This window comes from Caulobacter ginsengisoli (assembly GCF_030814835.1).
GTDB lineage: Bacteria > Pseudomonadota > Alphaproteobacteria > Caulobacterales > Caulobacteraceae > Caulobacter > Caulobacter ginsengisoli.
This window is the reverse complement of sequence record NZ_JAUSVS010000014.1, coordinates 29,927-52,366: the sequence shown is the minus strand read 5'-3', so window position 1 is coordinate 52,366 and position 22,440 is coordinate 29,927. Positions and strand designations below refer to the sequence as shown.

At 70.4% G+C, this 22,440-nt stretch carries 23 protein-coding genes; 11 read left to right on the top strand and 12 right to left on the bottom strand.

All coding sequences use genetic code 11. The annotated features are described in order from the left end of the window. The first annotated feature begins 8 nt into the window (after window positions 1–8). The 3 genes from QO010_RS22730 to QO010_RS22720 are packed head-to-tail and all read left to right on the top strand — an operon-like array spanning window position 9 to window position 3,595. The gene (locus tag QO010_RS22730; RefSeq protein WP_307352903.1) at window positions 9–1,667 is read left to right on the top strand and encodes a sensor histidine kinase; all 1,659 of its coding nucleotides are present in this window, start codon (window positions 9–11) and stop codon (window positions 1,665–1,667) included. Between the two features lie 5 nt (window positions 1,668–1,672). Further along, window positions 1,673–2,053 (top strand): response regulator, encoded by a 381-nt coding sequence (locus QO010_RS22725; protein WP_307352902.1) that lies wholly within the window; start codon window positions 1,673–1,675, stop codon window positions 2,051–2,053. A 60-nt stretch (window positions 2,054–2,113) separates the two neighbouring features. Next, window positions 2,114–3,595: an AlkA N-terminal domain-containing protein gene (locus QO010_RS22720; protein WP_307352901.1), complete on the top strand. Its 1,482-nt coding sequence runs from the start codon at window positions 2,114–2,116 to the stop codon at window positions 3,593–3,595. Here QO010_RS22720 and QO010_RS22715 read toward each other — a convergent pair. The 7 genes from QO010_RS22715 to QO010_RS22685 all read right to left on the bottom strand — a co-directional run bounded on the left by QO010_RS22715 (window position 3,592) and on the right by QO010_RS22685 (window position 10,866). Then, a complete protein-coding gene (locus tag QO010_RS22715; RefSeq protein WP_307352900.1) occupies window positions 3,592–4,476 on the bottom strand; it encodes a LysR family transcriptional regulator in 885 nt (294 codons plus the stop codon). The genes QO010_RS22720 and QO010_RS22715 overlap by 4 nt on opposite strands. A gap of 101 nt (window positions 4,477–4,577) precedes the next feature. Then, window positions 4,578–5,135 (bottom strand): methylated-DNA--[protein]-cysteine S-methyltransferase, encoded by a 558-nt coding sequence (locus QO010_RS22710; RefSeq protein ID WP_307352899.1) that lies wholly within the window; start codon window positions 5,133–5,135, stop codon window positions 4,578–4,580. An 89-nt stretch (window positions 5,136–5,224) separates the two neighbouring features. Further along, the gene (locus QO010_RS22705) at window positions 5,225–6,640 is read right to left on the bottom strand and encodes an FGGY family carbohydrate kinase (protein WP_307352898.1); all 1,416 of its coding nucleotides are present in this window, start codon (window positions 6,638–6,640) and stop codon (window positions 5,225–5,227) included. Continuing rightward, window positions 6,633–8,039, bottom strand: a complete 1,407-nt coding sequence (locus tag QO010_RS22700; RefSeq protein ID WP_307352897.1) for an FAD-binding oxidoreductase — start codon at window positions 8,037–8,039, stop codon at window positions 6,633–6,635. The genes QO010_RS22705 and QO010_RS22700 overlap by 8 nt, the downstream gene beginning before the upstream one ends. Then, window positions 8,036–9,583 carry a glycerol-3-phosphate dehydrogenase/oxidase gene (locus QO010_RS22695; RefSeq protein WP_307352896.1) on the bottom strand — a complete coding sequence of 516 codons (1,548 nt, stop codon included), beginning with the start codon at window positions 9,581–9,583 and terminating at the stop codon, window positions 8,036–8,038. The genes QO010_RS22700 and QO010_RS22695 overlap by 4 nt, the downstream gene beginning before the upstream one ends. 66 nt (window positions 9,584–9,649) lie before the next feature. Next, window positions 9,650–10,252 carry an HD domain-containing protein gene (locus tag QO010_RS22690; protein WP_307352895.1) on the bottom strand — a complete coding sequence of 201 codons (603 nt, stop codon included), beginning with the start codon at window positions 10,250–10,252 and terminating at the stop codon, window positions 9,650–9,652. A gap of 125 nt (window positions 10,253–10,377) precedes the next feature. Further along, window positions 10,378–10,866: a helix-turn-helix transcriptional regulator gene (locus QO010_RS22685; RefSeq protein ID WP_307352894.1), complete on the bottom strand. Its 489-nt coding sequence runs from the start codon at window positions 10,864–10,866 to the stop codon at window positions 10,378–10,380. 197 nt (window positions 10,867–11,063) lie between these two features. Between QO010_RS22685 and QO010_RS22680 the strand changes: the two genes are divergently transcribed. Genes QO010_RS22680 through QO010_RS22665 form a run of 4 tightly spaced genes read left to right on the top strand, consistent with a single transcriptional unit; the run spans window position 11,064 to window position 13,462 of the window. Beyond that, window positions 11,064–11,630, top strand: coding sequence for a carboxymuconolactone decarboxylase family protein (locus tag QO010_RS22680; protein ID WP_307352893.1), 567 nt, complete (start codon window positions 11,064–11,066; stop codon window positions 11,628–11,630). 1 nt (window position 11,631) lies between these two features. Further along, on the top strand, window positions 11,632–12,207 hold the full coding sequence (locus QO010_RS22675; protein ID WP_307352939.1) for an AAA family ATPase: 576 nt from the start codon (window positions 11,632–11,634) through the stop codon (window positions 12,205–12,207). Beyond that, complete coding sequence (locus QO010_RS22670; protein ID WP_307352892.1) at window positions 12,204–13,007, top strand: SDR family NAD(P)-dependent oxidoreductase; 804 nt, start codon at window positions 12,204–12,206, stop codon at window positions 13,005–13,007. Before QO010_RS22675 ends, QO010_RS22670 begins: the two co-directional genes overlap by 4 nt. A gap of 59 nt (window positions 13,008–13,066) precedes the next feature. Further along, window positions 13,067–13,462 (top strand): MAPEG family protein, encoded by a 396-nt coding sequence (locus tag QO010_RS22665; RefSeq protein WP_307352891.1) that lies wholly within the window; start codon window positions 13,067–13,069, stop codon window positions 13,460–13,462. Here the strand turns inward: QO010_RS22665 and QO010_RS22660 are convergent. The 4 genes from QO010_RS22660 to QO010_RS22645 form a co-directional block, all read right to left on the bottom strand. Continuing rightward, on the bottom strand, window positions 13,459–13,719 hold the full coding sequence (locus tag QO010_RS22660) for an ArsR/SmtB family transcription factor (RefSeq protein WP_307352938.1): 261 nt from the start codon (window positions 13,717–13,719) through the stop codon (window positions 13,459–13,461). The genes QO010_RS22665 and QO010_RS22660 overlap by 4 nt on opposite strands. A 103-nt stretch (window positions 13,720–13,822) precedes the next feature. Further along, the gene (locus tag QO010_RS22655) at window positions 13,823–17,038 is read right to left on the bottom strand and encodes an efflux RND transporter permease subunit (protein ID WP_307352889.1); all 3,216 of its coding nucleotides are present in this window, start codon (window positions 17,036–17,038) and stop codon (window positions 13,823–13,825) included. Then, on the bottom strand, window positions 17,035–18,045 hold the full coding sequence (locus QO010_RS22650; RefSeq protein ID WP_307352888.1) for an efflux RND transporter periplasmic adaptor subunit: 1,011 nt from the start codon (window positions 18,043–18,045) through the stop codon (window positions 17,035–17,037). The genes QO010_RS22655 and QO010_RS22650 overlap by 4 nt, the downstream gene beginning before the upstream one ends. Window positions 18,046–18,065: 20 nt before the next feature. Next, a complete protein-coding gene (locus QO010_RS22645; RefSeq protein WP_307352887.1) occupies window positions 18,066–18,419 on the bottom strand; it encodes a rhodanese-like domain-containing protein in 354 nt (117 codons plus the stop codon). Between the two features lie 158 nt (window positions 18,420–18,577). On the opposite strand from QO010_RS22645, the gene QO010_RS22640 reads away from it, so the two are divergent. From QO010_RS22640 to trxC, 3 genes are read left to right on the top strand one after another with little or no spacing between them, the layout of a single operon-like run. Next, window positions 18,578–19,861, top strand: a complete 1,284-nt coding sequence (locus tag QO010_RS22640) for an NAD(P)/FAD-dependent oxidoreductase (protein WP_307352886.1) — start codon at window positions 18,578–18,580, stop codon at window positions 19,859–19,861. A gap of 34 nt (window positions 19,862–19,895) precedes the next feature. Further along, entirely contained in the window at window positions 19,896–20,099 is a 204-nt protein-coding gene (locus tag QO010_RS22635; RefSeq protein ID WP_307352885.1) for a YgaP family membrane protein, read from the top strand. 51 nt (window positions 20,100–20,150) lie between these two features. After that, on the top strand, window positions 20,151–20,576 hold the full coding sequence (gene trxC, locus QO010_RS22630) for a thioredoxin TrxC (protein ID WP_307352884.1): 426 nt from the start codon (window positions 20,151–20,153) through the stop codon (window positions 20,574–20,576). Between the two features lie 7 nt (window positions 20,577–20,583). Here the strand turns inward: trxC and QO010_RS22625 are convergent, their stop codons facing one another. Continuing rightward, complete coding sequence (locus tag QO010_RS22625; protein ID WP_307352883.1) at window positions 20,584–21,480, bottom strand: MBL fold metallo-hydrolase; 897 nt, start codon at window positions 21,478–21,480, stop codon at window positions 20,584–20,586. A 102-nt stretch (window positions 21,481–21,582) separates the two neighbouring features. On the opposite strand from QO010_RS22625, the gene QO010_RS22620 reads away from it, so the two are divergent. Further along, window positions 21,583–22,440 carry a LysR family transcriptional regulator gene (locus QO010_RS22620; protein ID WP_307352882.1) on the top strand — a complete coding sequence of 286 codons (858 nt, stop codon included), beginning with the start codon at window positions 21,583–21,585 and terminating at the stop codon, window positions 22,438–22,440.

Here is a 22,440-nt window from a genome sequence, read left to right as displayed (position 1 = left end):
AGATGGTGTTGTCGGAGCGACTGGCGATCTGGAAGCGATGGAAGGTGGGGCCAGGCCTGGTGATCGCCATGGCTGTCGGGCTGCTGCTCGCCGGGCTGTCCATGGCGATCTACAACGAATACCTGACCAGCGGCCAGAAGCTGCGGGCCTTGACCGTCCAGGCCGAGATCCTGTCCGGCAGCGTTTCCGCGGCCCTGGCCTTCGACGACCGGGAGGCCGCGCGGGAGTATGTCTCGGCCCTGAGCGCCAACCGCGATGTCGAGGCGGTTGGCGTCTACGACCTCCAGGGCCGCCTGGTGGCGGGCTTTGCCAAGGGCGGTTCCAGGCTGCCGGCCATCAACCAGGTCCGCCCTCCGGCCTGGAACGGCGATCGCCTGACGGTGACCGCCACGGTCGCCCAGAAGTCCGAGGTGCTGGGCTCGGTCTATCTGCGGACCGTCCGCGAGCCGCTCGTGCGGCGGATCGCCCGCTATGGCGGTATCGCCCTGCTGATCATCATGGCCTCGCTGCTGCTGATCGTACTGGGTGTCTCGAACAACTCCCTGGCCTTGGCCCACCGGTCCCTGGGGATCGAGATGGACGAGCGCGGCAAGGCCGAGGCGGCGCTGCGGCGCAGCCAGGAGCAGGAGGCGGCCGCCCAGTTGACCCTGGCGACAGAGCGGGGCCAGGCCGCGCTGCGGCAGTCGCAGCAGCAGCTGGAGTTCGCGCTGCAGGCCGGCCGCCTGGGCAGCTGGGAGCTGGACCTCACAACCCGGAAGTTGGCCGCTTCCGAATTCTTCCGGGCCAATTTCGGCCTGGGCCCGGACGATCCGCTCGATCGCTACGATGAGCTGTTCGCCCGCGTCTACCCAGACGACCGGGACGCGCTGGCCCAGGCCATCAACAAGGCCATCGCCGAGGCCTCCGAGCTGGAGGCCGAGCATCGAACCCTCACCCCGACCGGCGAGATCCGGTGGATTCTGGTGCGCGGCCGGGCGGTCTATGACGAGGCCGGGACGCCCGTGCGGCTGGCCGGGGTGTCGCTGGACATCACCGGCCGGAAGATGGCCGAGGACCGCCAGCGGGCCCTGCTCGACGAGCTGAACCACCGGGTGAAGAATACCCTGGCCACGGTGCAGGCGGTGGCGATGCAGACCAGCCGGACCAAGAGCGCTGGCACCTCCTTCGAAAGCGCCTTCCTGGCGCGGATCGGGGCGCTGGCCCGGGCCCACGACCTGCTGACCGAGGTCGCCTGGGAGGGCGCGTCGCTGACCCGGGTGATCAGCCGCACGCTCGAACCCTATGTCGCCCAGGGCCAGCTGGACCGCATCAGCCTGACGGGCCCCGAGGTGCGGCTGGGTCCCAACGCCGCCGTCACCCTGACCATGGCCTTCCATGAGCTGGCGACCAATGCCGGGAAATACGGCTCCTTCTCCGCCGTGGCCGGGCAGGTGTCCGTCGACTGGCGTGTGGACAGCGCCAGCAGTCCCCCCGCCCTGGAGATCGACTGGCGCGAGATGGGCGGGCCGGCCGTGGCGCCGCCCAGCCGCCGGGGCTTCGGCTCACGCTTCATCGAGAAGGGCCTGGCCCGCGAATTCGACGGCGAGGTTCACCTTACCTTCAGCCCTGAGGGTGTCTGCTGTCGCATGCGACTGCCCCTGTCCACCAAGCTGAGATTGGCCGCCTAGTCATCATGATTCCAGCCCTCAACGGACTGCGCCTGCTGGTGGTGGAAGACGAGACCATGCTGGCGATGATGATCGAATCCATGCTGGACGACCTCGGCTGCGTGGTGGTGGACGTCGCCGGGACGGTGGCGCGCGGCGTCGCCCTGGCCAGCGACGAGAGCCTGGAGATCGACGGCGCCATCCTCGACGTCAATCTGGGCGGCGAGAAGGTCTATCCGGTGGCCGAGGCGCTGATCAGCCGGCGGGTGCCGTTCATCTTCTCGACCGGCTACGGCATCGACGGCATCGCCGCGCAGTTCTCGCATGTGCCGGCCCTGGCCAAGCCCTACCGCCAGGAAGCGCTGGAGGGCATGCTGGTCTCCACCCTGGGCTCAGGTCGCGCCTGACCCCACCGACCATGTCCGAAAACCGCGAGACTTGCTCGGCCATCCGGGCGACGATGGGGTATGGACGATCTCGACGACGACGCCTGTTACCGGGCCATCAGCACGCGCGACGCCCGCTTTGACGGCCGCCTGTTCATCGGGGTGAAGACCACCGGCATCTACTGCCGTCCGGTCTGCCCGGCCCGCACGCCCAAGCGTGAGAACGTCACCTTCCATCCGACCGCCGCCTCGGCCCAGGAGGCGGGGTTCCGTCCCTGCCTGCGCTGTCGGCCCGAGACCGCCCCGGACCTGGGGGCTTGGCGCGGCACCTCCAACACCGTCTCGCGGGCGCTGGGCCTCATCGAGATGGGGGCGCTGGACGAGGGCGACCTTGAAGCGCTGGCCAACCGGGTCGGGGTCGGCGACCGGCAGCTGCGCCGCCTTTTCCAGCGGCATCTGGGCGCTTCGCCAGTGGCGGTGGCCCAGACCCGGCGGGTGCTGCTGGCCAAGCAGCTGATCCACGAGACCCGCTTGCCGATGGCCGAGATCGCCCTGGCCTCGGGCTTCGGCTCGATCCGCCGCTTTAATGAAACCTTCCAGCAGCTGTTCGGCCGCCCGCCCAGCGCCCTGCGCCGCGCCAGCGGCGAGACGGTCTCCTCCGGCCCGGCCGGCGAGGTCACCGTGCTGCTGCGTTATCGCCCGCCCTATGACTGGGAGGCGATGCTGGCCTTCCTCCGCCTGCGCGCCATTCCCGGCGTCGAGGTGATCGACAAGGGCGGGTATGCCCGCACCATCGAGATCGACGGCGCGCAGGGGACGCTGCGGGTCGAGCCTGGCGAGGGCAACACCCTGCGCGCCGCCATCCGCTTTCCGAAGCTCTCGGCCCTGCCGGTCATCATCGCCCGCCTGCGCCGCGTCTTCGACCTCGCCGCCGACCCGGTGGCCATCGGCGCCCAGCTGTCCGAGGACCCGGCGCTGGCCCCCCTAATCGCCGCCCGGCCGGGCCTGCGTGTGCCCGGCGCCTGGGACGGCTTCGAACTGGCCATCCGCGCCATCCTGGGCCAGCAGATCAGCGTCGAGGCCGCCATCGTCCTGGCCGGCAAGCTGGTCGCCCGCTATGGCCAGCCGCTCGAGGCGCCGCAGGAGGGGCTGACCCACCTCTTTCCCCGGCCAGAGCGGCTGGCCCAGGAAGACCTGGCGGCGCTCGGCCTGATGCCCGGGGCGCGGGCCAGGGCGCTCTCCAGCATCGCCGCCGCCGTGGTCGCCGACCCGCAGATCTTCGGCGCCCGCCGCGGGCTGGACGAGGCGATCCAGCAGCTCAAGAGCCTGGCGGGCGTCGGGGAATGGACGGCGCAGTACATCGCCATGCGTGAACTGCGCGAGCCCGACGCCTTCCCGGCCGCCGACATCGGCCTGATGCGGGCCCTGGCCGACGAGGCCGGCGTCCGGCCCACGCCCGCCGAACTGCTGGCCCGGGCCGAACGCTGGCGACCCTGGCGCGCCTATGCGGCCCAGCATCTGTGGGCGTCCTGGACGCCGCATGCGGTGGTGAAGGCGGCCTAGGCGGCCTTGAGGTGATCCAGCAGCTGCCGGGCGAACGGCCGCAGCTCACCGGCATCGCGCACGCACAGGGTCAGGTCCCGCGCCGCCCAGTCGTCGCTCAGTTCGACGATGGCCAGCGGCAGGGTGAGGGCGGCCCGCTTGGCCGTGGTCTCCGGCACGACGCCGATGCCGACCCCGGCGGCGACCAGCCGGCAGACGGCGTCGAAGCTGCGCAGCTGCACCCGCAGGCGCAGCGGCAGCCCGACCCGCGAGGCCTTGTCGGCCAGGAAGCGTTGCAGGGCGCTGGACCGCTCCAGCCCGACGATGTCGAAGCGCAGGGCGTCGGCGAAACGGATGCGGGTCATCTGGCCGAGCGGATGGCCCAGGCCGGTAATCAGCACGAAGCGGTCGGAGCGGAACGGGAAGGTCTGCAGGCCCCCGACATCCACCGTGCCGGCCACGATGCCGATATCGCCCGCCCCCTCGGCGATCATGCCGACGATCTCGTCCGACAGCCGCTCTTCCAGGTCGACGCTGACCCGGGGATTGGCGCGCAGGAAGGCGCTGAGGGCCTCGGGGAGGAATTCAGTGGAGGCGTTGGTGTTGGCCAGCACCCGCACCTGGCCGGCGAAGCCCTTGGCGAAGGCCCCCATGTCGTCCTGCAGCCGGGCGACCTGGGTGAGGATCGTGCGGGCATGGACCAGCAGGGCCTGGCCGGCGGCGGTGGCGGTGACGCCGTAGCGGCCACGGGTGAACAGCTTGGCGCCGAGCGAGTCCTCCATCCCCCGAATCCGGGTAGAAGCCGCGGCCAGGGCCAGATGGCTGCGCTCGGCGCCGTGGGTGATCGAGCCGGCTTCGGCAACGTCGCGGAAGAGCTTCAGATCAATCAGGTCGAACCGCATGCCTTCGTCCCCCGAACATTCGCGTTCGGCGAATGCTGGGCGTTAGATAGCGCGGATTTGTCTCGGAACGCCAGCGGCAGCCTTCGCCTGTCCGCTAGCCTCTAAGCGCGAGCCAGCGGCAGATCGTCGAACAGGCTGGGCTGGGCGCTGGTGCGGGCCTTCTCGATGGTCAGCATGCGCAGCTTGGTGTCGACCCCGCCCGGCGCCGAGAAGCCCCCGGTCCCGCCGCCGGCCGCCAGCACGCGGTGGCAGGGGACGATGATGGGGATGGGGTTCTTGCCCATCGCCTGGCCGACCTCGCGGGCCAGCTGCACCCCGCCCAGGCGCTTGGCGATGTCGCCGTAGGTGAGCGTTTCGCCCGGCGGGATGGCGCGGGCGATGGCGTAGACTTCGCGCTGGAAGTCGGAAACCGCCGCAAGGTCCAGCTTGATATCGGCCAGGTCGCGCTGGCCGCCGGCGAACAGTTCGCGGATGGCCTCGATGGCGGTGGCGATTTCGCTCGTTGGTTCGGTTTCGACCGCGGCGGGCGTGCGGCGCAGCAGCCGCTGGCGGGTCGCCTCCAGGTCGGCCTCAGGCAGGACGGCGTTGGTGACCCCATCATCGCCCCAGACCAGGCCGCAGGGGCCGATGGCGGTGTCGAAAAGAGCGTAGGAAGGCATGAGGGACTTTAACACATTTGCAGGCGGAGACTGGCGGGAAACGGACTCTCACCTTTCCCGTATCCCCAGCGAAAGCTGGGGATGCGGAGTTAGGGGAGGACAGCCTTTGCCCAGGCGGCGTAGCCCGCCTCGGCCTCGTCGGCTGAAATCCGTGGCTCGAACGTCCGGTCGTAGTGCGCCAGCCGCCCCAGATCGTCCCGTCCGATCAGCCTGGCCCCCATCGCCGCCGCCACCAGCGCGCCATAGGCGGTGGCGTCGCGCACGGCGTGGCGGCGGACGGGGCGTTGCAGGGCGTCGGCCTGGAGCTGCATGAGCAGGTCATTGGCCGTGGCGCCGCCGTCGACCGGCAAGGATTCCGGCAGATCGATTGCCGCTTCGCTTGCCGTCCCGGCGATTTCGCGGATGCGCCAGGCCAGGCCTTCCAGCGCCGCCCGCGCCAGTTCGCCCCGGCCGACGCCGGGCCTTAAGCCCCCGATCAGGGCCGGCAGATCGAACCGGCCATGCGGAGCGCCCAGCCCCTGCAGCGAGGGCCGCATGGCCGCCCCGCCGCTGGTCGGCACGCTTTCGGCGGCGGCCTGCAGGTCGGCGGGCGAGGCGAACAGGCCCACCTGGCACAGCCAGTCGATGAAGGCCCCGGCGGTGATCACCATGCCCTCGAAACAGAACAGCACCTCGCCCTCGCCCGCCGCCAGGGCCATGACCGGCAGGGTGGGGTGGGGGCTGGTCGGCTCGGGCCCCATCGACACCATCAGCACCGCCGAGGTGCCGTAGGTCGCCTTCCAGGCCCCGCGCCCCGGCCAGCCATGAGCGAACATGCCGGCCTGCTGGTCGGCGAGAATGGCGGTGATCGGGATTTTGGCGCCCAGGCCGGCGTCGGCCTCGCCGATCGCCCCCCAGCTTTCGACGACCTTGGGAAACAGGCCCTCGGGCAGGTTCTGCGCCGCCATCAGCCCGGCATGCCAAGCGGGAAAGCGGTCGAAGTCCATATAGCCGCTGACCCAGGCGTTGGAGACATCGGTGACGTGAGCCGCCCCGCCGCTCAGCTTGGCGACGATGAAGCTGTCCAGCGTGCCCCAGGCCAGGGCCCTGGGGTCGCGGTCGCCCAGCGCCATCTCCAGCTTGCAGGCCGGGGTCTGGGGCCAGACCTGGAAGCCCAGGGCGGCCAGGCTGGCGGCGCGGGGCAGGCCGCGCAGGTCGCTCCAGACGACCATGGGGGCCACGGCATGGGTGGTCGCCCTGTCCCAGAGCACGATGCTGGCCCGTTGGGTGGTGACGCCGATGGCGGCGACATCGGCCAGCTCATGGCCGGACTTGGCCAGGGCCAGCGCGATGACCCGCCGGGTCAGGGTCCAGACGCCTTCCGCATCCTGCTCGACCAGGCCCGGCGCGGGGAACAGCGAGGGGATCGGACAGCGGGCCGAGCCCAGCACATGGCCGTCGGCCGTGCCGACCAGGGTCCTTGTGCTGGTGGTTCCGACGTCGAGGGCGAGGATCAGCTCAGGCATCTGGCAGCAGATTGCCGGGGTTCATGATCATGTTGGGGTCCAGGGCCGCCTTGACCCTGCGCAGCAGGGCCACCCCCTCGTCGCCCAGGTCATGATGCAGGTAGTCGCGCCGCACCCGGCCGGAACCGTGGTGATGGGCGATGCCGCCGCCGTGCCGGGCCGTGGCTTCCAGGATGCGCCGCCAGCACTCGAAATACAGCGGCTCCATGTCGGCGCTGTCCTCGACCTTGGCCGCGAAGCTGAAATAGAGGTTGATGCCCGAGCGGTAGACATGGCTGGAGTGGGCCGAAGCGTTGACGATGCCGCCCACCTCCTCCAGCGCGGCCACGGCGTCCTCGTAGATGGCCTCGATGGCCGTCCAGGAGCCGGACACCTCGACCGTGTCGACGATGAAGCCGCGCTCCAGCAGGTCGCGCCAGGCCGGCACGTGATTGCGGCGGGCGAACCAGTCGGCCGTGGCCTGGGTCGGGGCTGGGGTCAGACCCGCGGCGAGGGCCAGGGCGGTGACGCCCGCGACCTCGACCTCGACTCGCGCCTTGGGGCCTTCGTGGATCATCAGCAGCAGGCCCTGGTCCTCGTTCGCATGGTCCTTGAACGAACGGCGGGCCTCCTTGGCGTCATAGAGGCGCATGACGGGCGGTCGCCAGTCGGCCTGGTAGATGATCCGCTGGGCTTCGAAGCCGGCGGCCATGGTCGGGGCGTGGAATGCGGTCATGGCCCGGTGCTCGGCCTGGCAGCGCAGGGACAGGGTGACGCCGGTGACCACGCCCATGATCCCCTCGGCCCCCATCAAGAGGTGGCGCAGGTCCGGCCCGGCGGCGGCTCTGGCGGCCTTGCCCAGCACCACCAGTTCACCCGTCGGCAGCACCGCCTCGATGGAATGGATGATGTCCTCGATATTGCCATAGGCGCTGGAGAACTGCCCCGAAGCCCGGGTCGAGACCCAGCCGCCGACGCTGGAGATCGCCACCGACTGCGGCCAGTGGCCGATGGTCAGGCCGTGGGCGGCGACGGCCTCCTCGGCCTCCAGCCCGTTCTTGCCGGCGTCGAAACTGGCCAGCAGGTTGACCGGGTCTACGCCGCGCACGGCGTTGAAGCTGCTCATGTCCAGCAGGATGGCGTCGGGCGAGGCCACCACGCCGCCGCAGACGCCGCTGCCCAGGCCGTGGGGGATGACGGCGATGCTCTCCCGGTTCGCCAGGCGCAGGATGGCCTGGACGTCGGCCACGCTGGATGGCCTGACGACCACGCCGGGCAGGGGCAGGACCTCGCCGCGCCAGTCGCGCAGGTGATTGACCACCCACTGGTCGAAGCGGCGGGACTTCAGGCTGTCCAGATCGACAGCCACCTTGTCGGGTCCGATGGCGCCGGAAAGGGCGGTAATGACATCGTCGATCATGCGGCGGCCTCTAAGACTTGGTTCAACCGGTCCAGCGACCGGCAATGGTTCAGTTCGGCGGCCCGCCGCTCGGCGCTCCAGCCCAGCAGTTCGGCCATGCGGTCGGCGGCCGCTTCCAGCCCTTCCGGCCCGCCGAACCAGGCCCGGGCGGTGCGGCGCACCCACCAGTCTTCCAGCGTGAGGGCGCCCTCGTGTTGCACGGCCTGCGTGGCTTCCGCCGCCGCATCGCCGCCGGCCGCGCGGACGGCCTCGGCTTCCGCGCCATACAGCCGCCAGAGCCGGTCGTCGCTGGCCGCTTCCGCTCCGCCAGCGCCGGGCAGGGGCTCTTCGGCGGTTCGACAGGCGGCGGTCTTGGCGCTAAGAACTTCGGCGACCTGATCGACGATCCGCTCGGCCATGGCGCGGTAGGCGGAGAGCTTGCCGCCGGCGATGGTGATAACCCCGGCCGGACCGGTCCAGACCTCGTCCTTGCGGGAGATCTCGCTGGCGCCCTTGCCGGCCTGGCCGATCAGCGGCCGCACGCCCGACCAGACGGCGGCGGCGTCCTCGGGCTTGAGGGTCGGGGCGTCGAGCAGCGCCTTGGCCGAGTCGACCAGATAGCTGAGGTCCGCTCGGGTCACGGTCGGCCAGTCGTCGGCGGCCTCATAGAAGGTGTCGGTGGTGCCGATGTAGGTGAAGTCGCCGCGCGGCACGGCGAAGGTCCCGCGCTTGTCGGCGGCCCGCAGGATCACCGTGTTGTTCACGGGCAGGGCGGACCGGGGCAGCACCATATGGACGCCCTTGGTCAGGGTCAGCCGGGGCGTCGCACTGCTGTCCTCCAGCGCCCGCACCGCATCGACCCAGGGCCCGGCGGCGTTGACGATCAGCCGGGCGCGCACGGTGACCTCGCGGTCCTCGCCGGCCAGGGTCGAGCGGGCCAGGACGCCGACCGCCCGGCCGCCCTCGATCAGGATGCGGGCAGCCTCCAGATGGCTGGCCACGGCCGCGCCGTGCTCGGCGGCCGAGCGGACATTGGCCAGCACCAGGCGGGCGTCGTCGGTCAGGAATTCCGGATAGACCAGGGCTGCATGCAGCCCCGCCGTCCTGATCAGCGGCTCGCGGCGGGCGATCTCCTTGAGGTCCCAGATCTCATGGACCTCGGCCTTGGGCACCTCGCCCAGTTTCTCGAAGGTCCACAGGCCGGCGCGCATCTTGGCCAGGGTCGCCAGGTTGGGCAGGGTAATGACGAAGGGGGTCAGCCGGGCCAGGTGCGGGGCGATGCGGCGCAGCACCTGCCGCTCGGACGCCGCCTCCTTGACCAGGGCCAGGTCGCCCTGGGCGAGGTAGCGCAGGCCGCCATGGATCATCTTGCTGCTGCGGCTCGAGGTGCCGCTGGCCCAGTCGCGGGCCTCGACCAGGGCGACCTTCAGGCCCCGCATGGCCGCGTCCCGCGCCACGCCGGCCCCGGTGATGCCGCCGCCGATGACCAGCAGGTCGAAGCTCTGCGTTTCCAGCGCGTCGAGATCGCTTGCGCGTCGTCGCGCGTCCAGGCTGGCGCTACCCATGATTTTCTCCCTGGCGACCACCCTAGAGGAGGCCGGCCCTTGGCGCGACAGCCTAGCTGGGCGAACTCATATCCCGATGGCGTCTCTGGACTGTGCTTCGATGCGGCTCAGGGTTTCGCGATCGACCTGGCGACGGACCGCGCTCAGCAGAGCGTCCCGGTCGGTATAGGCCCTCCCGTATGAGAGGTTGAACCCGTAGTCGAAATCCTGGGCGTTCCGCCCGATCAGGTGCTGCAGCATCGTCTCCAGCTTGTCGAAGCCCTTGGCCATGATCGCCTCGGGGGTCACGCCTTGGGCATATTCGTCCGCCAGGGCGAGGACTTCCGATGCGAGATCGTCAGGCAGCGGCTCGCAAAGCTGGATCAGGTCTTGGCGCTCGCGCGCGGCGCGACCGGAATCGCCGCCCTGCAGCACCGCCGGGACGTCACCGGAGATCGCCTCCCCGAGGTCATGCACCAGGCAGAGCTTCAGGAGGTGGAGGAGATCCACGGTCCCCAGATCCCGGTGGAACAGGAGCGCCATCAGGCAGAGCCGCCAGCTATGTTCGGCCGTGCTCTCCGGTCGGCCCTGTCGGGTTACCCCGCTGCGCAGCGTATCCTTCAGCTGCTCCGAGGCCTGGACGAAGTCCAGGATGGCGGCGATGCGGCACGGATCGGGCGCTGAACTCATCGCATCGGCCTAGCGCGCGTCCGCCGCCCGTTCCAGACCCGGAATAACTTATGCCGCGGTAGCGCCCTCGGCTCTGACAAGCCGGGCGAAGCTGCCGTCCGCCAAGGGCATCCGGGTGTAGCGGATCAGCCCGGCGGGATCGTCAGCTCCGGGAACACGGCCTTCTCGGTTGCGACGACGATGTCCGAGGCGAGCGGCCCGTACCAGCCTCGGGACTCCAGGCCGGCCTCGCCCGCGGCGATTCCTTGGGACGCGAACCGCCACAGGGACGTCCCGATGAGTTCGTCTATTCCAACGGTCCAGCTCCGGGCGCGGGCCGGCGACGCGGCGATCAGGCGATGGGTGAAATCGCAAATGAGATGGGCCGGCGTACTGGCGCAGCGGACCAGATCCGCCAGGGCGCGATCGGATGCGGACCCCGGCCTGGCCGCCAGCAGCGTGATCAGTCTGCGGGCCTCCCGGCCCTCCGGCGCCCGGGCCCCGGTCTCCCAACGCGAGATGGTCGTTTGCGAGACACCCAGCCGCTCGGCGGCGTCCGCCTGCTTGATCCTGTTCAGGACGCGCCAGCGCCTGAGCGAAACCCCCAGGCCGAGGCTGGTCGTGGCGATCGGCACGTTACGAAGCTCCTGATTTACGGGGCCGGACGTTCGGCTTTCGCCTGGGACCGTGGCGCCAGCTTGAGCTGGCTTAACATGGGGCCGACAGGCGATCCTGTCACCTCCGTGCCCGACCTGGACGACCCGGCCCTTGGCGCGACGGCCAAGCTGGGCGATGGTTGATCAAACAGACAAGTGAAGGGGAGATCAGGCCCATGAGGCTGTCCAAGCCGCGCATCGCGCCGCTCGAGATGAGCGAACTCAACGAGGATCAGAAGGCGATCGTGGCGCCCATCGCCGAGCGCGGGCCGGTGCTGAACATCTTCATGACCATGGCCAGGGACCCGGCCGCCGCGAAAGCCTTCCTCGCCTGGGGCAACTACATCCTGTCGCGCAAGAACGGCCTGCCGGCCCGGGAGCGCGAGATCGTCATCCTGCGCATCGGCTATCTCTGCAAGTCGGGCTACGAGTTCACCCAGCACACCCGCATCGGCCTGCAGTCGGGCCTGACCGAGGACGAGATCGAGCGCATCAAGCGCGGCGCGGACGCCGGCTGGAGCGAGGCGGACGCGGTGCTGATCCGGGCCTGCGACGACCTGAACAGGAATCATTTCGTCAGCGACGCCGTCTGGGCCGAGCTGGGCCGCTTCTACGACGACAAGCAGAAGATGGACCTGGTCTATACCGTCGGCCAGTACACCCAGGTGTCCATGCTGCTGAACAGTTTCGGGGTGCAGCTCGACAAGGGCCAGACCCTGGACCCAGAGCTGAAGGGCTACTGACATTCTGGAAGAGAGCTACCAGCCGGCCGCCGTCGAGGCGGCCCGCGACCGGTTCTTCGTCATCACCGGCTGCTCGGGCGGCGGCAAGTCCTCGCTGCTGGCCGGGCTGAAGGCGGTGGGCTATCCGGTGATCGAGGAGGCGGGGCGGCAGGTGGTGCGCGAGCAGGCGCTGATCGGCGGGCCGGGATTGCCGGACGATATCGATCACTTCCTGGACCTGACCATCTCGCGGACCATCTACGCGATGACGATGGCTCTGGCGCAGAACGGCCCGATGATTATGGACCGCTGCATCGTCGATCAGATCAGTGACCCCGGCCAGCCGGCTTGGCGGCTCGAGGCAGCGCGGCGGTTCGCCGTCAATCGGACGGTCTTCGTGACCCCGCCCTGGCCCGAGATTTTCGCCACCGACACCGAGCGTCGCCACGGCTTCGTGGCGGCCGAGGCCATGTACCATCAGCAGATGCGGACCTACCGCGACCTCGGCTACGACCTGGTTCACATTCCCAAGAGCCCGGTCCCTGACCGCATCGCCTTCCTGTTGGAACGCCTGCCCCCGCCTGGAGCCAAGCCATGACCGACCGCCTCAAGGGCAAGACCGCCGTCATCGTCGGGGCCGGGCAGACGCCGGGCGAGACCATCGGCAACGGCCGGGCCATGGCCGTGCTGTTCGCCCGCGAGGGGGCCGACATCCTCTGCGTCGACCGCGACATCGCCCGGGCCGAGGAGACGGCGGAGATGATCGTCGCCGAGGGTGGCTGCGCCGCCGCCTGGCAGGGCGACATCACCAAGCCGGACACCGCCCAGGCCCTGGCCGATCTGGTCAAGGAGCGCTGGGAGCGGCTCGACATCCTGGTCAACAATGTCGGCATCGGCGGGGGCGGCGACGGCCCGGCCCACCGGCTGGAGGAGGCGGCCTTCGACCGCATCATGTCGGTCAACCTCAAGGGCATGTGGCTGACCATCAAGGCCATCGTCCCGCTGATGCGCGAGCAGGGCGGCGGGGCGATCGTCAACATCTCGTCCCTGGCCGGAATCGCCGGCGGCAATCAGGTGGCCTACGAAATGTCCAAGGCCGCCGTGAACCGCCTGACCACATCCGTCGCCCAGGCCAACGCCGCCAAGGGCGTGCGCTGCAACGCCATCATGCCCGGCCTGATGGACACGCCCATGGCCGTGGCCGGCATCGCCAACGCCACCGGCCAGGACCAACAGGCCGTGCGAGAGGCTCGCAGCGCCCGGGTGCCGCTGCTGGGCAAGATGGGCACGGCCTGGGACACCGCCTATGCGGCCCTCTACCTGGCCAGCGACGAGTCGGCCTTCGTCACCGGGGTGGTGCTGCCGGTGGACGGCGGAATGTCCAGCCGGATCGGGTAATTGACCGATCCGCGTTCGTCGAGCAGGCTCCCCGCACAAGAACGGGGAGGCTCTGAAACATGTCCACTGAACTCACCATGCTCGCCTGGTCGGTCGGCCTGCTTATCGCGCTGGTCGTCATCCAGGCCTTTGCCGGCATCCGCTCCAAAGGGCTGGTTCCGCTGGCCAACAACCGCGACGACCTCGGCCCCGCCGAGGGTTTCCACGCCCGCATGCTGCGGGTGGTCGACAACCACCGCGAAGGCCTGACCATGTTCGCCCCGCTGGTGCTGATCGCCGCGGCGACCAGTGTCTCAACGCCGATGACGGTGCTGGGCGCGCAGCTGTTCTTCTATTCGCGGCTGGTCCACGCGGTGCTCTACATCCTGGGCGTGCCGATGGTGCGGCCCCTGGCCTGGGGCGTGGGCCTGGCCGGGACCGTTATGATCCTGCTGGCCGTCTTGCGCCTGATCTAGGGGGCGCCGGCCTTGCCGCGATAAATGTCGCACAGGGTGTCGATCACCCGCATCGCGGCCGGGTCGGACAGTCGGTAATAGATGGTCTGGGCCTCGCGCCGGGTGGCCACCAGCCCCTCGGCCCGCAGCTTGGCCAGATGCTGCGAGGCGGCCGACTGGGCCAGCCCCACATGCCGGGCCAGGTCGCCGGCGGAGCATTCGCCCTCGCTCAGCCGGCACAGCAGGATCAGCCGCTGCTCGCTGGCCAACAGCTTCATCAGCCGGGCCGCCGCCGAGGCGCTGGCCTCGAGTTCGGCCAGTTCGGAATGGGAGGGTGGGGCCAAGCTCTTGGTTTCCATCCGACTAGGGTAAGCGCGTCCGTCAGGCCGGCAAAGCCGGCTCGTCACGCCGCCCGTCGTCGCGTAGCGCCACATAGATGGCGGGGATGACCAGCACGGTCAGCAGGGTCGAGGAGGCCAGGCCGAACAGCAGCGAGATGGCCAGGCCCTGGAAGATGGGATCGAACAGGATCACCGCCGCCCCGATCATCGCCGCCAGGGCGGTCAGCAGGATCGGCTTGAAGCGGATCGCCCCGGCCTCCAGCAGCACGGTCCGTAGCGGCCGCCCGTCGCCGGCGCTGTGGCGGATGAAGTCGACCAGCAGGATCGAGTTGCGCACGATGATCCCCGCCAGGGCGATGAAGCCGATCATCGAGGTGGCGGTGAAGGGGGCGTGGAACAGGATGTGGCCGATGACGATGCCGACCAGGGTGAGCGGGATCGGGGTCAGGATGACCAGCGGCAGCTTGAAGCTTTTGAACTGGGCCACCACCAGCACGTAGATGCCCAGCAGGGCGACCATGAAGGCGGCCCCCATGTCGCGGAAGGTCACCCAGGTGATCTCCCATTCGCCGTCCCACAGCACGCTGGCCCTGGCCTCGTCGGTCGGCTGGCCGTTCAGCCGGATGGCGGGCGCGCCGGCCGGGCCCCAGTCGGCGTTCCTGATCGCCTTGTCGACCGCCAGCATGCCGTAGATCGGGGCCTCGTACTGGCCGGCCAGTTCGGCGGTGACCATTTCGACGTCGCGGCCGTCGCGGCGGAAGATGTGCAGGGAGCCCGGCTGGCGGTCGGCCTTGACCACCTCGTCCAGGGCCACCAGCCGCGCCTGCGCCCCCGAGCCGGTGACCGCCACGGGCAGGGCGCCCATCCGGCCGTCCCAGGTCCGGGCCGACTGCGGCAGCCGCACGCTGATCTCCAGCGGCGGGCGGCCCTCGCCGCGCGTCGAGTAGCCAACGAGCTGGCCGCCGAGGGCAGCGCCGATGGAGTCGTAGACGTCGCGGTCGGCCAGGCCCAGATGCTCCAGCTGCGCCCGGTCGGGGGTGAGGCGCAGACCGGGCCGGGGCGTCCCGGCGCTGTCGTCGATATCGACGATGTAGGGCACCGACTTGAAGATCGCCTTCACCCGCTGGGCGGTCGCCCGCCGCGTGGCCGCGTCCGGCCCGTAGACCTCGGCCAGCAGGGTGGCCAGCACCGGCGGCCCGGGCGGCGCCTCGACCACCTTCAGGGACGAGCCGGCCGGCAGCGGCAGGTCCGCCAGCCGCTGGCGCAGGTCCAGGGCCACGGCGTGGCTGTTGCGCTTGCGCTCGCCCTTGGGGGTCAGGGTGACGGCCAGGTCGCCCATCTCCGGCTTGCCCCGCAGGTAGTAGTGGCGGACCAGGCCGTTGAAGTTGAAGGGCGAGGCGGTCCCGGCCTGGGCGTCGATGGCGGTGACTTCGGGCAGGCCCCGGGTGATGTCGGCCGCCTGGGCCAGGATGCGCTGGGTGGTCTCCAGGCTGGTTCCCTCGGGCAGGTCGGCCACCACCTGCAGCTCGGACTTGTTGTCGAAGGGCAGCAGCTTCACGGTCACCGTCTTGGTGGCGAACATTGCGCAGGCCAGCAGCGTCGCCACGCCGACCGCGCCCAGGAAGATCCAGGCGCTGCGGCGGCTGGCGATCACCGGGGCGGCGACGCGGCGGTAGAGGCGGCCCAGCCGGTCTTCCCGGCCATGGGCGTGGCCGCGGGCCAGGGTCTTGCGGGCCAGTCGCACCATCAGCCAGGGGGCGATGACCACGGCCACGAAGAAGCTGAACACCATGGCCGCCGAGGCGTTGACCGGGATCGGGGCCATGTAGGGGCCCATCAGACCCGAGACGAACAGCATGGGCAGCAGGGCCGCCACCACGGTCATGGTCGCCACCACGGTGGGATTGCCGACCTCGGCCACGGCCTCGATGGCCGCCTGCCGCCGGTCGCGGCCGTCGTTCATCGCCCAGTGGCGGGCGATGTTCTCGATCATGACGATGGCGTCGTCGACCAGGATGCCGATCGAGAAGATCAGGGCGAACAGGCTGACCCGGTTGATGGTGTAGCCCATCAGGTTGGAGGCGAAGAGGGTCAGCAGGATGGTGGTCGGGATGACGATGGCCGTCACCATCGCCTCGCGGAGGCCGATGGCGAAGGCGATCAGGGCCACGATGGTCGCCGTCGCCAGGGCCAGGTGGAACAGCAGCTCGTTGGCCTTCTCGTTGGCCGTCTCGCCGTAGTCGCGGCTGATCGAGACCTGCAGGCCGGGCGGGATCAGCGTGCCTTTCAGCGTGTCCAGGCGCTCGAGCACCGCATGGCTGACCACCACGGTGTTGGCGCCCTTGCGCTTGGCGAGCGCCAGGCTGACCGCCGGGGTTTTCGACCACTGGCCATCCAGGCGGGCATAGCGCCACTGGCCGGCCTGGTCCTCGCGGGGGGCCTGGACGACCCGGGCGACGTCGCGGACATAGACCGCTTCGCCCCGCACCGAGGGGACCGTCAGCAGGCCCACGGCCTGGGCGCTGTCCAGGGTGGTCCCGACGCTGACATTGAGGGCCTGGTTGTCCTGGCGCAGGCTGCCGGCCGGGAAGCGGCGGTCGGCTTGGCGGACGGTGTCGACCAGCGCCCCCAGCGACACCCCGCGCAGGGTCATCAGGGCCGGGTCCGGCTCGATGCGGATCTCGTCGGGCCGGCCGCCGACGATGAAGGTCAGGCCCACATCCTCGACCTTGGCCAGTTCGGTGCGCAGCTTGCCGGCGATGTCGTAGAGCGCCTGGTCGGTCCAGCGCCCGGCCTGGTCCGGCCTGGGCGAAAGGGTCAGCACCAGGGCCGGCACGTCGTTGATGCCCCGGGCGACGATCAGCGGCTCGGGGATGCCGACCGGGATACGGTCGTAGTTGGCGCGGATCTTCTCGTGGATGCGGACGATGGCGTCGTCCGGGTCGGTGCCGACCTTGAACCGGGCGGTGACCATCACCTGGTCGTCGTCGACGAAGCTGTAGACGTGCTCGACGTCGCTGACGCTCTTGACGATGGTCTCCAGCGGCTTGGCCACCAGCTCGACGGCGTCGCTGGCGCGCAGGCCCGGGGCTGCGACCTGGACGTCGACCATCGGCACGCTGATCTGCGGCTCCTCCTCGCGGGGGATGGAGACCAGGGCCAGCAGGCCGATGGCGATGGCCGCCAGCAGGAACAGCGGCGTCAGGGGCGAGGCGATGGTGGCGGCAGTCAGCCGTCCGGACAGGCCCAGCTTCATGGCGCGACCAGCACGTCGCCGGCGGCGGCGCCCGAGAGGATTTCCACCCGGGCCGGATCGCCGGTCGGGGCGGTCTGGACCGGAGTCTCCAGCGCCGAGCCATTGGCTTGCAGCAGCCGCACATAGTCCAGGCCATAGCGGCTGACGATGAAGCGGCGGGGAATGGTCAGGGCCTGGCGCTGGCCGACGGGCAGCTGGACCCGCACGCGCGAGCCGACCAGGACCGCGCTCAGCCCGGCGACCCGCACGTCGGCGGTCACCTGGCCGGCGGTGACCGAGGGATAGACCTGGATGACCTGGCCCGCGGCGGCGGCGCCGGGAAGATCGCCCGGCTGCAGGCTCACCGCCTGGCCGACCCGTAGGGACGCGGCCTGGCCTTCCGGAACCTCGATCCGCAGCAGGGGCTCGCCAGCGGTGATCGTGGCGACCGACTGGCCGGCGGCCACGACCGAGCCGACCGGGGTCTGGGCGGTCAGCACCCGGCCGGTGGCGGGGGCCAGGATGGTTCCCTGGCCGGCCAGGTCGGCGCCGGCGGCCCGCTGGGCCCGGGCGGCGGCCAGGCTGGCCTCGGCCGAACGGGCGCCGGCCCTGGCCTGGTCCAGGCGCGCCTGGGCGTAGATGCCCTTGTCGAACAGGCTCTGGATGCGCTTGAGGTCCGCCCGCGCCCGGTCGGCCTCGGCGGCGGCGGCCAGCACCTGGGCGTCGTCCGCCCGGGTCAACAGGCCCAGCCGCTCGTCGCGCACCTGGCCGATGACCTGGCCAGCCCGGACCGTATCGCCCTCGCGCACGCTCAGGCTGGCCAGGATGCCGCCGATCCGGCTGCGCGCCTCGGCCATGTTGCGGGTGGTGACGGTGGCGGTCACCGGCTTGAGGTCATCGACCGGGCCGCGCGCCAGGACGAGCCGCTCGCCGCTCGCCTTGACGGGCGGCGCGGAGGCCGGCTCCGGCCGGCCGCAGCCGGCCACGGCCAGGAGAATCATCGCCATCAGGATCGGCGCGAGGCGCATGGGCTTCAAGTCCTAGGGTTCTAGCGGACGTCGCGGGTCCAGCCGGTTTCCGGATCGATGGTCACGGTCGGCAGGCCCGCCGCCTTCCAGGCGCCGATGCCGCCGGCGAGGTGCGCGGTCACGTGGACGCCGGCCTTCTGGCAGCGCTCCGCCGCCATGGCCGAGCGTTTGCCCGAACCGCATTGCAGAACGATGCGCCGCTCGCCGGAATCGGGAAGGGCGGCAGGGTCGAAACTCGACAGCGGAAACAGCAGGGCGCCGTGGATGCGCTCGGCCTCGAACTCGCCGGGCTCGCGCACGTCGACCAGCAGGATGCTGTGCGCATCCAGGCCGGCCTTGACCTGTTGGGGCGTCAGGTTCTCGAGCAGTGACATGGATTCTCCTCGGATCGGGTCAGCGTGATTTCGTATTTGCATATATGCGAATATACAAATATAAAACAACCCATCGAACCTGAAACATGGTCCCGGCGGCGAAAAAGGCCTTGATCCTGGTCAACGCGCCACCGCCGGAACCGGGAGATGCTGGCGTCATGAGCAAGCCATCGATCGTCATTCTCGGCGCCGGGCTCGGAGGAGCCATCGCCGCTTTCGAGATCAAGGCCGCGGTCGGCGACCGGGCCCAGGTCACGCTGGTGGGGCAGGGCGACCGCTTCCACTTCGTGCCCTCCAATCCCTGGGTGGCGGTCGGCTGGCGCACCCGCGAGGCCATCGAGGTCGAGCTGCCGCCGGTCATGGCCAAACGCGGCGTGGCCTTCATGAACTGCGGCGCCGAGCGGGTGCATCCGGCGGAGAATCGGGTGGCGCTGATGGACGGCGAGAGCCTTCCTTACGACTACCTGGTCATCGCCACCGGCCCGGATCTGGCCTTCGACGAGATCGAGGGGCTGGGGCCCGCCGGCTTCACCCAGTCGATCTGCCAGGTCGAGCATGCCCAGAAGGCCGCGGTCGCCTTCGACGCCCTGGCGGAAAACCCCGGCCCGGTGGTGATCGGCGCCGCCCAGGGGGCCAGCTGCTTTGGCCCGGCCTACGAGTTCGCCCTGATCCTCGACACCGAGCTGCGCCGCCGCAAGGCGCGCGACCGCGTGCCGATGACCTATGTCACGCCCGAACCCTATATCGGCCATCTGGGTCTCGACGGGGTGGGCGACACCAAGGGCCTGCTCGAGAGCGAGCTGCGCCAGCGCCACATCAAGTGGATCACCAACGCCAAGGTGGCGAAGGTCGAGGCCGGGATGATGCATGTCGAGGAGATTGGCGAGGACGGCGCGGTCAAGACGACCCACGACCTGCCCTTCGCGTTCTCGATGATGCTGCCAGCCTTCCGGGGCGTCGCCGCCGTGCGCGGCATCGAGGGCCTGACCAACCCGCGCGGCTTCATCATCGTCGACAAGCATCAGCGCAACCCGGCCTTCCCCAATGTCTTCGCCCTGGGGGTCTGCGTGGCCATCGCCCCGACCGGCAAGACGCCGGTGCCGGTGGGCGTGCCCAAGACCGGCTTCATGATCGAGAGCATGGTCACCGCCATCGCCCGCAACCTCGGCGACCTGGTCGCTGGCGAGCCGGCCGTGGCCGAGGCGACCTGGAACGCCATCTGCCTGGCCGACTTCGGCGACGGCGGCGTGGCCTTCATCGCCCAGCCGCAGATTCCGCCCCGCAACGTCAACTGGGCGGCCAGCGGCAAGTGGGTCCACCTGGCCAAGGTCGGCTTCGAGAAATACTTCCTGGGCAAGGTCCGCCGCGGCGAGAGCGAGCCCTTCTACGAGAAGCTGGCCCTCGACATCATGGGCGTCAGCAAGCTCAAGGCCGTGAGGTGAGCCCCACCCCCTTCCTCCACAGGAGTCTCTCCCGATGACCCTCGATCGCGCCGTCATGGCCTTCGCCGGGGCCATGGTCCTGGTCAGCCTCGCCCTGACCCAGTTCGTCCACCCCGCCTGGATCTGGCTCACCGTCTTCGTCGGCGCCAACCTGCTGCAGGCGTCCTTCACCGGCTTCTGTCCGGCGGCCATGGCGTTCAAGAGGCTGGGCCTGAAGGCGGGTGTGGTGTTCCGTTAGGCGTCCGCAGAGCCGATATGCGTTTCAAGCGTTGTCTTGCGCGGTAGCCTCATGACCCAGACCGTCTGCCCCCACTGCGACACCACCAACCGCCTGCCGGACAGCAAGCCGGCGTTGCAGGGCAAGTGCGGGCGCTGCGGCCAGCCGCTCTATGTCGGCCAGCCCAAGGAGGTCACCGGCGCGGGCCTGGCCAGGCGCATGGCCGCCGAACCGGCCCTGCTCGTCGATGTCTGGGCCCCCTGGTGCGGTCCCTGCCGGGCCATGGCCCCCAACTTCGCCGCCGCGGCCGCGCGGCTGGAACCGGACGTGCGGCTGCTGAAGCTGAACTCGGAGGCCGAACCGGCGGCGGCGCAGCGGTTCAACGTCTCCAGCATCCCGGCCCTGCTGCTGATCAAGGACGGCCAGGTGGCCGCGCGCACCGCCGGCCTGATGAGCGCCGAGCAGATCGTCGGCTGGGCGCGGCAGGCGCTGGGCTAGAGGCGACCTACTCCACCCAGTTCGGGAAGAAGCCCAGCCGCGCCTGCACCCGGCTGTCATGGGCCGGCACGATGGTCAGGCCCGGATCGGCCTTCTGCAGGGCCCGCATCCGGTCGATCTCCGCCTGGGTCCGGCCCGCGTCGCTGTCGGCCAGCAGGCCGGCCAGCCAGAACTTGGGCCGCGCCTGGGGGATGGCCGCCGCCGACCACACCGTGTCGCCGCAGAAGAAGAAGCGCCGCCCGCTGGAGGTGGTGACGAACATCCCCACCGCGCCGGGCGTGTGGCCGAACTGCGGGACCAGCACCACCGTCCCGTCGCCATAGAGGTCGAGGCTCTGGGCGAAACCGCGATAGGGTCTGGGCTGGAAGAGGATGGTGCGCCAGCGGATGGACGGGGCGCCCACCTGGCTTGGCCAGGCGCCGCCGCCGCGGATGAAGGCCAGTTCCTCCTTCGTCACCCAGACCTCGGCCTGGGGGAAGTCGACCACGCCGCTGGCATGGTCCCAGTGGCTGTGGCTGAGGATGACCCGGCGGATCGGCGGCAGGCCGGCCCTGGCCAGCTGGTCCCGCGCCGGGATGATGGGCTTGAGGTATTTGAAGAACCGCTGCTTCCAGCCCGGCATGTCCTGGGCGTACTGGCTGTCGATCCGCGCGCCCAGGCCGGTGTCGAACAGGAACTCGTCGTCCCCGTGCCGGATCAGGAAGGCGGAGAAGTTGTTGTCGAGCTTGGCCGCCTTGTCGCCGCCGGCATACAGCAGGGATTCCTGGACGACGGTCCGGCCGGTCTTGACGATGGCGAAGCTGACCCTGGGCCCGGCGGCCGCGGCGGGCAGGCCGATGGCCAGGACCGCCAGGGCGGCGGCGAAGCCGGCAACCAGGCCGGCGAAGCGGGGGCGACGATGCATGGGGTGTCCCTCTGTGACGATGGGGCGACCCTAGGTCGGCGTCTTAAATCGGCAAAATATATAGACTTGAGCTAGTTTCAATATTTGACCTATGTTCAAACCATGTTCGATCTGCGCGCCCTCCGCTATTTCGTCGCCGCCTATGAGACGGGGTCGATCACCGCCGCCGCCCGGCGCTGCTCGATCTCGCAGCCCTCGATCACCGCCGCGATCCAGAACCTGGAGGCCGAGCTGGGCGCGCGGCTGTTCGAGCGCACCCGCCAGGGCCTGGCCCCCACCCGCGACGCCGAGATCCTGCATCCCCGCGCCAGCGCCCTCCTGGCCGAGGCCGCCGCCCTGCACCGGGAATTCCGCGTCCGCGCCCCGCGCACCCTGGCCATCTTCATCCAGCCGGACGTCGGGCTGCGCCGTGTCGCCCCGGTGTTGCGCACGGCCTATGAGCTGGTCCCCGACCTGGTGGCGCGCCTGGTCGGCGAGCGCTCGGCGGCCGATATCCAGGTCACCGCCCAGGGCTGCCACGAGGCGGACAGCGACTTCCTGCCGCTCTGGACCGAGCCCTATGCCGTCCTCATGCCGGCGACCCATCCCTTGCGTTTCCGCAGCCACATCCGCCTGGCCGACCTCGACGGCCTGCCGCTGATCGAACGCCCCCACTGCGCCCTGCAGGCCAGGTTCGAGGGCGGGCTGGCCACAGCCGGTTTCCGCCCGGACATCCGCGCCACGGCGGCCGACGAGGAGGCGGTGCTGGTGCTGGTCGAGATGGGGGTGGGCCTGGCCATCGCCCCGGCCAGCCATGCCGAGGGCGCTTCCGGGGTGATCGTCAGGCCGCTGGCCCCGGAACTCGCCACCGACCGCACGGTGGGCCTGGCTTGGCGCAGGGGCTCGGGCCATGAGGACTTCTGCCGCAGCCTGGCCGCCGCGGCCCCGGCGCCCGCCTACGAACGCCGCCAGGCGGGCTGA

Coding starts and splice junctions, on each gene's coding strand:
- QO010_RS22725 (WP_307352902.1), top strand. CDS start 1,673: ATGATTCCAGCCCTCAACGGACTGCGCCTGCTGGTGGTGGAAGACGAG.
- QO010_RS22720 (WP_307352901.1), top strand. CDS start 2,114: ATGGACGATCTCGACGACGACGCCTGTTACCGGGCCATCAGCACGCGC.
- QO010_RS22715 (WP_307352900.1), bottom strand. CDS start 4,476: ATGCGGTTCGACCTGATTGATCTGAAGCTCTTCCGCGACGTTGCCGAA.
- QO010_RS22710 (WP_307352899.1), bottom strand. CDS start 5,135: ATGCCTTCCTACGCTCTTTTCGACACCGCCATCGGCCCCTGCGGCCTG.
- QO010_RS22705 (WP_307352898.1), bottom strand. CDS start 6,640: ATGCCTGAGCTGATCCTCGCCCTCGACGTCGGAACCACCAGCACAAGG.
- QO010_RS22700 (WP_307352897.1), bottom strand. CDS start 8,039: ATGATCGACGATGTCATTACCGCCCTTTCCGGCGCCATCGGACCCGAC.
- QO010_RS22695 (WP_307352896.1), bottom strand. CDS start 9,583: ATGGGTAGCGCCAGCCTGGACGCGCGACGACGCGCAAGCGATCTCGAC.
- QO010_RS22690 (WP_307352895.1), bottom strand. CDS start 10,252: ATGAGTTCAGCGCCCGATCCGTGCCGCATCGCCGCCATCCTGGACTTC.
- QO010_RS22680 (WP_307352893.1), top strand. CDS start 11,064: ATGAGGCTGTCCAAGCCGCGCATCGCGCCGCTCGAGATGAGCGAACTC.
- QO010_RS22670 (WP_307352892.1), top strand. CDS start 12,204: ATGACCGACCGCCTCAAGGGCAAGACCGCCGTCATCGTCGGGGCCGGG.
- QO010_RS22665 (WP_307352891.1), top strand. CDS start 13,067: ATGTCCACTGAACTCACCATGCTCGCCTGGTCGGTCGGCCTGCTTATC.
- QO010_RS22660 (WP_307352938.1), bottom strand. CDS start 13,719: ATGAAGCTGTTGGCCAGCGAGCAGCGGCTGATCCTGCTGTGCCGGCTG.
- QO010_RS22655 (WP_307352889.1), bottom strand. CDS start 17,038: ATGAAGCTGGGCCTGTCCGGACGGCTGACTGCCGCCACCATCGCCTCG.
- QO010_RS22650 (WP_307352888.1), bottom strand. CDS start 18,045: ATGCGCCTCGCGCCGATCCTGATGGCGATGATTCTCCTGGCCGTGGCC.
- QO010_RS22645 (WP_307352887.1), bottom strand. CDS start 18,419: ATGTCACTGCTCGAGAACCTGACGCCCCAACAGGTCAAGGCCGGCCTG.
- QO010_RS22640 (WP_307352886.1), top strand. CDS start 18,578: ATGAGCAAGCCATCGATCGTCATTCTCGGCGCCGGGCTCGGAGGAGCC.
- QO010_RS22635 (WP_307352885.1), top strand. CDS start 19,896: ATGACCCTCGATCGCGCCGTCATGGCCTTCGCCGGGGCCATGGTCCTG.
- trxC (WP_307352884.1), top strand. CDS start 20,151: ATGACCCAGACCGTCTGCCCCCACTGCGACACCACCAACCGCCTGCCG.
- QO010_RS22625 (WP_307352883.1), bottom strand. CDS start 21,480: ATGCATCGTCGCCCCCGCTTCGCCGGCCTGGTTGCCGGCTTCGCCGCC.
- QO010_RS22620 (WP_307352882.1), top strand. CDS start 21,583: ATGTTCGATCTGCGCGCCCTCCGCTATTTCGTCGCCGCCTATGAGACG.